This window comes from Acidithiobacillus sp., assembly GCF_023255755.1.
In the GTDB taxonomy this organism is placed as follows: domain Bacteria; phylum Pseudomonadota; class Gammaproteobacteria; order Acidithiobacillales; family Acidithiobacillaceae; genus Acidithiobacillus.
This window is the reverse complement of the sequence record NZ_JAGDVS010000010.1, coordinates 1-9,687: the sequence shown is the minus strand read 5'-3', so window position 1 is coordinate 9,687 and position 9,687 is coordinate 1. Positions and strand designations below refer to the sequence as shown.

Annotated in this window: 7 protein-coding genes; 1 reads left to right on the top strand and 6 read right to left on the bottom strand. The window is 58.4% G+C overall.

Going from position 1 to position 9,687, the window contains the following annotated elements; all coding sequences use genetic code 11:
* Positions 1 to 469: 469 nt before the first annotated feature.
* A complete protein-coding gene (gene iro / locus Q0C48_RS01075) occupies positions 470 to 790 on the top strand; it encodes an iron oxidase (RefSeq protein WP_291520722.1) in 321 nt (106 codons plus the stop codon).
* Positions 791 to 1,031: 241 nt separating this feature from the next.
* On the opposite strand, the gene Q0C48_RS01070 is transcribed toward iro, so the two are convergent.
* From Q0C48_RS01070 to Q0C48_RS01045, 6 genes are all read right to left on the bottom strand, one after another.
* On the bottom strand, positions 1,032 to 3,788 hold the full coding sequence (locus tag Q0C48_RS01070; RefSeq protein ID WP_291520720.1) for a plasma-membrane proton-efflux P-type ATPase: 2,757 nt from the start codon (positions 3,786 to 3,788) through the stop codon (positions 1,032 to 1,034).
* 86 nt (positions 3,789 to 3,874) lie between these two features.
* Positions 3,875 to 4,891 (bottom strand): TIGR00341 family protein, encoded by a 1,017-nt coding sequence (locus Q0C48_RS01065; RefSeq protein ID WP_291520719.1) that lies wholly within the window; start codon positions 4,889 to 4,891, stop codon positions 3,875 to 3,877.
* Positions 4,892 to 4,898: 7 nt separating this feature from the next.
* The gene (locus Q0C48_RS01060; RefSeq protein WP_291520718.1) at positions 4,899 to 7,262 is read right to left on the bottom strand and encodes a phosphoketolase; all 2,364 of its coding nucleotides are present in this window, start codon (positions 7,260 to 7,262) and stop codon (positions 4,899 to 4,901) included.
* Between the two features lie 504 nt (positions 7,263 to 7,766).
* Positions 7,767 to 8,423 carry an FMN-binding negative transcriptional regulator gene (locus Q0C48_RS01055; protein WP_291520717.1) on the bottom strand — a complete coding sequence of 219 codons (657 nt, stop codon included), beginning with the start codon at positions 8,421 to 8,423 and terminating at the stop codon, positions 7,767 to 7,769.
* 42 nt (positions 8,424 to 8,465) lie between these two features.
* Entirely contained in the window at positions 8,466 to 9,080 is a 615-nt protein-coding gene (locus Q0C48_RS01050; protein WP_291520716.1) for a transglutaminase family protein, read from the bottom strand.
* A 10-nt stretch (positions 9,081 to 9,090) separates the two neighbouring features.
* Entirely contained in the window at positions 9,091 to 9,576 is a 486-nt protein-coding gene (locus Q0C48_RS01045; protein WP_291520715.1) for a cupin domain-containing protein, read from the bottom strand.
* Positions 9,577 to 9,687 lie beyond the last annotated feature (111 nt).

Here is a 9,687-nt window from a genome sequence, read left to right as displayed (position 1 = left end):
CGGCGAACGTTATGAGAGACGTTCGGCGCTTCACCCGAGCGTCCGCTCTCGCTGCCCTGCCGCCGTTGAGCCCTGATGGTCGGCAGACTGATTGTGGACATTGGATTGCCCAGGTACATGCTCAACAGGTATTCAGGAACCGATCATGTAGTGGATGACTTGGCCCGCTGAATTACACTATGATTCTTTTATCATGGCATACCAGCAGGGGAGACCACTATGGCGACGACATGGTAAGCTGGACAATTGGCAAAGGCGGGAAATCGAGCAAAACCAGGCCATACATCCTGGATCAGCAGCGACGTGACAGTATGATACAAGTTGTCTAGCAATTATTTGGGTTCCCCTCTGCCTATGCCCCACACTCGGAATAACAAGGAAGCATTTTTTGTGACTCGAGGGGCTATGACGCGGCGGGAATTGGTCATGGATGCGCAATTGTAACACGGATGATGGAGGAGTAACCCCAATGGGTAACGAACAGAATGGAAACAATAAATTGAAGCCTGAAGGTATGCGTCGGCGTGATCTGTTGAAGGGTATTGCGATTACGGCCAGCGCCGTGGTGGCAGGATCCATTACAGGCATGAATCCTATTGGCATAGCCCATGCGGCAGAGAAATGTCCTGGAATGACACCGAAGGCTACGTTGCAGTATCAGCCACATCCCAAGGGCAAGGATCAATGTTCCGTGTGCGCACATTTTATTGCGCCACACTGCTGCACAGTCGTAGCTGGCTCAATTGCGCCTGCCGGATGGTGTATGGCATTTATACCGAAACCAGCGTAGTGATGGTATAAGCGCAAACCACCGAAAATTCTGTCGGCAAACCTCGACGGCAAGGTTTCTGGCCACAACGCCCGTCCGACACGATTTTCCGTATACGGTCTGCTCAATTTTGAGCGGCATTGGTCCAGTAGTCGGCGGTGCCGGAAAACATTGGTTTGGCGAGAGCCAGCCAATGCTGACTCTGCGCCCACGCCGGGAAGATCGGCAATTATGGCTTACACCCAATTAGCGGGTTTCAGGTTTAGGTTGGGCATTGGCCCCGGTCTGCGGCTTGATCTCCGCTTCCAGATTTAGACTCAGCGGCTTCGGTTTCTGGCTTCGGCTCAGCCAGTGTTTCAGGCTTAGCTTCAGCCTTGGCTTGATCTTCCCGAACCTCCCGCTCCGCTTTGTCCCAGTTCTGAACTGATTGACCGTCCTGATGACCCTGCTGCTCGTACAGTTCATACGCCCGTGTAGCGATCTGCGGTGTCAGATCACCGGGCCTGTCCTCGCCTTTGGAACTAGGCTTGGTTCCAGCTTTGACTGGATCAAGAATCCGATAGGCGAGCAGCTTCACAGGGTCGGTCACAAGGAACCACGCCAGCGCGTAACCCCAGACGAACGCCGCCCAACCCCAGCCTAGGGGTGTCATGAACAGCCCATAAACCGCTATCAGCGTCGCCACGATTTGCGTGCCGAGCACGGCCCCCCACAAAATCCGCGCCGGGCGTATCGACCAGAAGGGGCCGCGCGTGCGCGCCTGGAAAATCGTCAGATGCCCGGCTACCGACAGCATCAGATACATCATTGTCTGGAGATGCGCATGGTTGAGGTGATAAACCCGATCGCCAAGGAAAAACAAGCCAAATGCGGCGATGGGACCGACAAGGCCCAGTACCGTGGCAATCCCCAGCACCATGCGCATGTTCCAGGCCTCGGGCTGGTCCCTGTAATGCACGTTGTCATAGGCGATGGACAGGATCGCGCCGTCGTTGAGCAAGGCGAGCATCACGATCATTACCGCCGTCACCGGATAGAAATTGAAGATCAGGATCGAGAGCGTCATGAACAGCAGCACGCGCAGCGTTTCGGCAATGCGGTAGATCGCGTAGCTGTTCATCCGCTGGAAAATCTTCCGGCTTTCCTTGATCGCATCGATGATCACCGACAGGCCCGGCGTCATCAGCACGATGGCCGCTGCCGCGCGCGCCGCGTCGGTCGCGTCCGATACGGCGATGCCGCAGTCGGCTTTCTTCAGCGCGGGGGCATCATTCACCCCGTCGCCGGTCATGCCGACGATATGGCCGCGTTTTTGCAGGACATCCACGATGTGGAACTTGTGTTCGGGAAACACCTGGGCGAAACCATCGGCCTTTTCGATGGACTCGGCCACCTCTGCGGTCTCTTCCTTTTTGGAGTCGCCGAGGCTGGAGGCATCGAGGATATTGGCGCCCATGTCCAGCTTCTTGGCGGTTTCCTTGGCGATGGCCAGTGCGTCCCCCGTCACCATCTTGACCTGCACGCCCATCGCCAGCGCGGTGGCAATGGTTGCCTTGGCATCCTCCCGTGGCGGATCGAACAAGGGCAATACGCCGACAAGCATCCACTTGCCTTCCTCCTCTGCCCGGGCGACGCCTAGTGACCGAAAGCCGCTCGCCGCAAAGTCGTTGACTGCCTTGTCGACGGCGGACTTGACTTCGCCCGCATTTGCCGCCAGCGCCAGGATCACCTGCGGCGCGCCCTTGGTCACCTTGAATTGTTTTCCGTCCGCCCCCTTGACGGTCGCTTCGGTGCGCTTGTGCACCGGGTCAAACGGCTGGAAATGCACCACCTGGTAGCCCTTCAGGGCCTTGTCATCCTTCAGGCCGCCCAGCACGGCCAGGTCGATGGTGTCCTTGTCGTCCGCGCGCGACGCCAGTGCGGCGTCGAGGATAACCTGCTCGGCAGAGACATTGTTCACGCTGAACGGATCGCCCAGCGTGAGCTTGTTCTGGGTCAGCGTGCCGGTCTTGTCTGCACACAAGATGTCCACGCCGGCCAGTTCCTCGATGGCCACCAAGCGGCTGACGATCGCTTGCTTCTTGGCGAGCAGGCGCGCGCCGACCGCCATCGTGACCGACAACACCGTGGGCATCGCCACCGGAATCGCGGCCACGGTCAGCACCAGGGCAAACTGCAGCGTGGTAAGGATCGGGTCACCGCGGTAAATCGCGACGGCAATGATCGCCGCCACCAGCACCACCGCGAGAATGATCAGGTAGTTGCCGATCTTCAACACCGCCTTTTGAAAATGGCTAACGGTGTGCGCGTCCTGAACCAGTTCTGCGGTCTTGCCGAAGTAGGTATTCGCACCCGTGGCGTACACCAGCGCGCTGCTCTCACCGCGGCGGATGATGGAACCGGAAAACACCGCGTCGCCCAGCTTGCGCGACGCGGGCAAGGACTCTCCGGTCAGCGCGGACTGGTCGACCGACATGGGATCGCCGTCGAGCAGCCGCACATCCGCCGGCACGATGTCGCCCAGGCGCATGCGAATGACATCGCCCGGCACCAGCTCGCGCGCCGCCGGGTTGACCCACTTCCCGTCACGTATCACCCGGGCCTTGACCGCCAGCTTGGCCTTGAGGGCCTCGATGGCATTGCCCGCTGCGTGTTCCTCCCAGAATCCGACCACTGCGTTGGCCAAGAGCAGAACCAGGATGATGAAAAAGTCCGGCCAATGCCGGGCTACGGCCGAAAGAATCACGGCTGCTTCGATCATCCACGGGATCGGACCCCAAAAATAGGTGAGGAATTTCAGGAAGGCATTGGCCTTCTTTTCTTCGATCTCGTTCGGTCCGTATTGGGTCAGCCGCTTTTCCGCCTCGGCTTGGGGGAGCCCGTCCGGCGACGACGCCAATTTCTTCTCCACCTCCGCCAGGGGCATGGATTTCAGATCGTCCTTCGCATCGGGCTTCGATTCATGCTTCGGAACTGACTGCGCTTCGGGCGCCTTGGACTGGTCGGTATCGGGTTTCATGAGGGGTATTCCTTCTGTCTTTGCGGGCCCCAAGGTTTCGTGAGTTGCAGGAAATTTGTTGTCATACCCCGGAAAAGTAAGTCCATTTAGCCCTTTTGCCACAGCACGATCATGCCGACCAATCCCGCCAACAGTACCGCCCACAGCACGATGGCGATGCGCGTGGATTTTACGGCGCGATCTTTTTCCCACCAAGTGGCCGGGCGAATGCCCTGCACCAGAAACGTCGTCACCCCAGCCAGGTTAACGCAGATCAGGTTCATCAGGAACAGCGACAACGCACCCATTGCCAGCGCTGCATGCCCGCCGCCCAGCAGCAGGCCGAACGCCACCAGCGGCGGCAACAATGCCACCGCCACCATCACCCCAATCAAGGTCGTCGACACACCTGTGGTGAACGCCAGCGCGCCCGCCGCGCCCGATGCCAAGGCCACGGTGATGTCGCCCAGCCCCACTCCGTTGCGCGATGCAATTTCAGGTGTTGCCGGGTCCACCTGGAGCAGCACACCGATGATCACCGACAACACCATTGTCATCGCAATTCCGGTCAGGGCTGTCAGGAGCGCACGCCGCAGCAGGGTCAGGTCACCTAGGGTCGTGGCGAGTGCCAGCGCCATGTTCGGCCCGAGCAAGGGCGCAATCACCATCGCTCCGATGATGATTGCCACACTGTTGTAATATAGACCGATGGCCGCCACGATGGTGGACAACACCACCATCGCCAAATAGACCCGCGAGCACTCGGCGGCGTCCTTGATGTCCTCGTACAACTCCTCCCGGCCGATCCGTCCCGACGGTTTCTCCTCGGACGACGGTTGGTCGAGCGTGGCTGTTGTCTCTGGTTCCGGCTTCGGTTCGGCACGCGGCAGTGTCGCTTCGACGGGCAGAACCACAACCCGGTTGCCTGCCTCACCGGTATACCGATTCTCCAGCAAATCCAGCACCGCTTCGTTCCGTTCCGCGTCCAACAAAATCCGCACCAGCACTTCTCCGTCGGGCAAGCGGAGTTGCCGGTGTTCGAGCACCTGGTGCTCCTTGAGAAGGTCACGGAGTTCCGCGCCATCCTTCTCCTGCAACACCATCTCGATCAGTCGCAGCGCCATCGCGGTGTCATCCTTTCCATTCCCAATCGCGGATTTCCGGCATGTCCTGGCCGTGCTTGTTGATGTACTGCTTGTGCTCGATCAGCTTGTCCTTGAACTGCTGCTTCAGGTAGATGCCCCGGTCACCGGTCTGCGGCAGGCGGTCGATGGTGTCCATCACGAGGTGGAAGCGATCCAGGTCGTTCAGCACCGTCATGTCGAAGGGCGTGGTGATGGTGCCCTCTTCCTTGTAGCCTCGGACGTGAAAGTTGTCGTGGTTGGTGCGGCGGTAGGTGAGCCGGTGGATCAACCACGGGTAGCCATGGAAGGCGAAGATCACCGGCTTGTTCTTGGTGAAGAGCTCGTCGAAGTCCATGTCGCTCAAGCCATGGGGGTGCTCGATTTGCGGCTGCAGCTTCATGAGATCGACGACGTTCACCACGCGAATTTTCAGCTCAGGCAGGTGCCCGCGCAGGATGGAGACGGCGGCCAGCGTCTCCAGCGTGGGCACGTCGCCACAGCAGGCCATGACCACGTCGGGCGCCACGGCCTGGTCGTTGCTGGCCCACTGCCAGATGCCGATGCCCTCGGTGCAATGCTTGACGGCGGCGTCCATCGACAGCCATTGCGGCGCTTGATATTTACCTGCGATCACCACGTTGACGTAGTGGCGGCTGCGCAGGCAGTGGTCCCAGACCGAGAGCAGGCAGTTGGCATCCGGCGGCAGATAAACGCGCACGACATCGGCCTTCTTGTTCACCACGTGGTCGATGAAACCGGGGTCCTGGTGGGTAAAGCCGTTATGCATCTGCTGCCAGACATGCGAGGCCAACAGGTAATTCAGCGACGCGATCTTCCGCCGCCACGGCAGATCCGCCGTGACCTTCAGCCACTTGGCGTGCTGGTTGAACATCGAGTCGATGATATGAATGAAGGACTCGTAGCTATTGAACAGCCCGTGCCGGCCGGTGAGCAGATAGCCTTCTAGCCAGCCTTCGCACTGATGCTCGCTCAACATCTCCATGACCCGGCCATCGAGGGCGAGGAATTCATCGTTGGCCTGTGTGCGTGCGTCCCACTGCCGGTTGGTGACCTCAAAAACGGCATTCAAGCGGTTGGAAAGCGTTTCGTCGGGACCGAAGATTCTGAAATTGCGTTGTTCCCGATTGAGCCTGGCCACGTCGCGCAGGAAGACGCCGAGTTCGTGCGTGTCGGCCGCCGTCACGGCGCCGGGAGACGGCACCTTCACCGCGTAGTCGCGGAAATCCGGCATGATCAGATCGCGCAGCAACATACCGCCGTTGGCGTGAGGATTGGCGCCCATGCGTCGCTCGCCTTTGGGCGCCAGTTCGGCCAGTTCCGGTTTGAGGCGGCCCGACTCGTCGAACAGTTCCTCCGGCCGGTAGCTCTTCAGCCAGTCTTCTAGCAGCTTGAGGTGTTCGGGATGGTCGGCATCGACGGCAATCGGCACCTGGTGTGCGCGGAAGGTGCCTTCGATTTGCAGGCCATCCACCCATTCGGGACCGGTCCAGCCCTTGGGCGATTTGAGCACGATCATCGGCCAGCGCGGGCGCATGGTTTTGCCGTTGACGCGAGCATTGTGCTGAATCTTCCTGATCTGCTCCACCGCTGTATCGAGGGCCGCCGCCATGGTCTCGTGCATTCGCACGGGATCGTCCCCTTCGACGTAATAAGGCGTCCAACCGCAGCCGCGGAAGAACTGATCCAGTTCCTCCGGCTCGATGCGGGCGAAAACCGTCGGATTGGCGATCTTGTAGCCGTTGAGATGCAGGATCGGCAGCACCGCGCCGTCGGTGACCGGATCGAGAAACTTGTTGGAATGCCAAGCAGTGGCCAGCGGCCCGGTTTCCGCCTCGCCGTCGCCGATGACGCAGGCGACAATGAGATCGGGATTGTCGAACACCGCCCCGAACGAATGGCTGAGCGAATAGCCCAGCTCGCCGCCCTCGTGGATCGAGCCCGGGCATTCCGGCGAGGCGTGGCTCGGAATACCGCCGGGAAACGAAAACTGCTTGAACAATTTCTGCAGACCCGTTTCATCCTGGCTGATATTGGGATAGATCTCGCTGTAGGTGCCTTCGAGGTACGTGTTGCCCACCACCGCCGGGCCGCCGTGCCCGGGGCCGGAGACGTAGATCATGTCGAGGTCGTATTTCTTGATGACCCGGTTCAGGTGAACGTAGATGAAGTTCTGCCCCGGCGTCGTGCCCCAGTGCCCAAGCAGCATATGCTTCACGTCCGTGAGCGCCAGCGGCCGCTTCAGCAGCGGGTTGTCGTAGAGATATATCTGGCCGACCGACAGATAGTTGGCGGCGCGCCAGTAGGCATCCATCTTGTGGAGCAGTTCCGGTGTGAGGGTGTTTGTTGTCATGGTTGATATTTCCTTATATGGAGTTGGGTAGGGACGGTCCATTACTGGACCACCCCTCAGAACCGTGCGTTAGACTTTCACCTCACACGGCTCAAGCCTCTACTAAGACCCCTTGCGGAATCCGGTAGTTACCGCTTCCAATTTTCGAATATGCACCTGATTGTAACATTGGGGATGGAGCAAAACACGGTTCCGGTGCCTGTCCGGACCGCCGTCCACAATACGCCTATTGTTCACAATTTATAATCGTAATAAGTTGTGTATAAGCTTGAACCTCCATGGCATGACGATGCCCCCACCCTTATTACGGTCACAAAAACGAAAACCCTAAAGTGATGCTTGCTGATTGGGTATGTATAATCTTTACATTGGACTGGGTCCGCGATTCCTGCGGCACCGATACCCAGAAGGCATTGGCCTGGATCGCCAAGCTCTATGACACCGAGGCGGACATATCCAGCAGTTGAATACCCGGGAACACCAGAAAACCCACAGTAATCGTCATCAAGGATGGTCTCTCTTGCCGCCTTTCAGGCCGACCAGAACGTATTCAGCCATGGCCTCAGAATCAGGCTGTTTTTGCTGCTCCAGGTGCGCAACGACGCTGTCACGGTTACCAACTGGCTGGTTCTGGCTGACCTTCCACTTACCCATCCAGCGGGAGATGGGGATTTCTATGCCCACCACCTGCTGGATGAGCCGCTCCGTAAAATCCCGAGGCGCATCATCCACCTGCCAGGGCATGGTAAAGCCGTTCTCCTGCTGCGCGGTCAGGGCGACCATCTGTTGCCGTACCCAAGCGGGATCGTCTCTGACGTGCAGCGGACCGTGGGCATGGACGACAGCATAGTTCCAGGTGGGCACCACCTTGCCGGTTTCCGCCTTGGTCGCATACCACGAGGGGCTGATGTAGTGTTGCGGCCCCTGGAAGATGGCCAACACCTCGCTGTTCGATAGCACTTCCCGCCAGAGCGGATTGGCACGTGCCACATGGCCTTGCAGCACCAGTTGCGGTCCTTCACCAGGTACGAGGTACAAGGGAATATGATTCGCCTCCAGACCATTCACACCCACACTGACCAGTGTTGCGAGAGGGTAACGCTGAATCAGCGCCCGCAGGATTTCCGGGTGGGTTTCCGCAAACGGGTCAGGGCAATACATGGTCGGTCTCCGCGTTATGTATGTTCGTTCCCGTAGGCTCGTTTACGCACAAATCCGCGGCGGGCGGGCATCAATGGGATGGTTCCGATACTGCGATATGTTTTGCAGCTTCCCCATGGCGGCGAGCAAGTCTGGCCAGGGCTCTGCCCAAACCTCCGGATAAGTCTGCTCGCCGTTATACATAGTCGGATAGGCCAGGTTTTCTTGTCCGGGCGTGAATTCACAGTGGATACCAGGTTTGCTGTTGCCGCGCGCATCACAACGATACCAGCCCCGGCCATTCAGCCAGATCGCGGTGAAGCCGTGTGTACAGTAGGGCGGATTGGGGCCATCCAGCGTCAGTCGTTGATAACAGAATCCCGCGGGGATTTGGTTGGCGCGCCATAAGGCCACGAGCAGATGACTTTTCGCGGTGCATAGGCCAGTGCCTTGCTGTAACACGTTCGAGGCTGCGCAGGTCACTTCTTCCCGTTGAAAATCCATGCTGTGTTCGATGTGATCGCGTACCCATTCGAAGCAACGCCTGGCGGTTGCCGTTGGATCGTCAGAGGACAGCGCGGACGCCAACTTGCGGATATCGGCATGCGCATAATCTACGGTGGCGCTTTCCATCAGAAAGTGCGGCGACGGCTGGGTATCGGATTTTGCGCGTTTCATAGATTTCCTGTTATTCCTGCGTGGATTCGCGCAACACACGGATATCTGCCATATCCACCAGATTCCATTCCCCATTATTACGGTATAGGCGTTTATGCTGATTCGGGTAATCCGCGACATCCTGATCCAGGCGCTGACCGATGACTAGGCACTCGAGTGTTTCCGTCCCATCGTTCAGGATGGTATGAGCGGCACGATGGCGTGGAAACCCAAAAAAATCTCCAGGTCTGATGGCAAAATTTTCTGCCTCTATGACGAGTATGCCTTTGCCAGAGAGCACATAGACCGCTTCCTCTTCTTCATGATGGATGTGGTACTCGGTACTTTCCCTTCCGGGTTCCACCTGGATGAGGTGTACACCCATGTGTTGCAACCCTATGGCATCGCCCAGGGATTTGTTGATCCGGACAGCGTTTGGATTCAGGAAATGCACTTTACGCTCGCCCGGCATTTCTGCGATGTCTTGCGCCATGAGTAGCAGTTTTCTGTTATCCATGATCAGCTCTCCATATAACCGGAATCACATAAATCCTGGGTCGGTGTCTCCGCGTGTAGGGCATTTCGAATAACAAAAATTTCACGACTTGAGAATGGAATATTCCCCTTT

What these genes read in the sequence shown, in the direction of transcription:
- iro (WP_291520722.1), top strand. Translation starts at nt 470, where the DNA reads ATGGGTAACGAACAGAATGGAAACAATAAATTGAAGCCTGAAGGTATG.
- Q0C48_RS01070 (WP_291520720.1), bottom strand. Translation starts at nt 3,788, where the DNA reads ATGAAACCCGATACCGACCAGTCCAAGGCGCCCGAAGCGCAGTCAGTT.
- Q0C48_RS01065 (WP_291520719.1), bottom strand. Translation starts at nt 4,891, where the DNA reads ATGGCGCTGCGACTGATCGAGATGGTGTTGCAGGAGAAGGATGGCGCG.
- Q0C48_RS01060 (WP_291520718.1), bottom strand. Translation starts at nt 7,262, where the DNA reads ATGACAACAAACACCCTCACACCGGAACTGCTCCACAAGATGGATGCC.
- Q0C48_RS01055 (WP_291520717.1), bottom strand. Translation starts at nt 8,423, where the DNA reads ATGTATTGCCCTGACCCGTTTGCGGAAACCCACCCGGAAATCCTGCGG.
- Q0C48_RS01050 (WP_291520716.1), bottom strand. Translation starts at nt 9,080, where the DNA reads ATGAAACGCGCAAAATCCGATACCCAGCCGTCGCCGCACTTTCTGATG.
- Q0C48_RS01045 (WP_291520715.1), bottom strand. Translation starts at nt 9,576, where the DNA reads ATGGATAACAGAAAACTGCTACTCATGGCGCAAGACATCGCAGAAATG.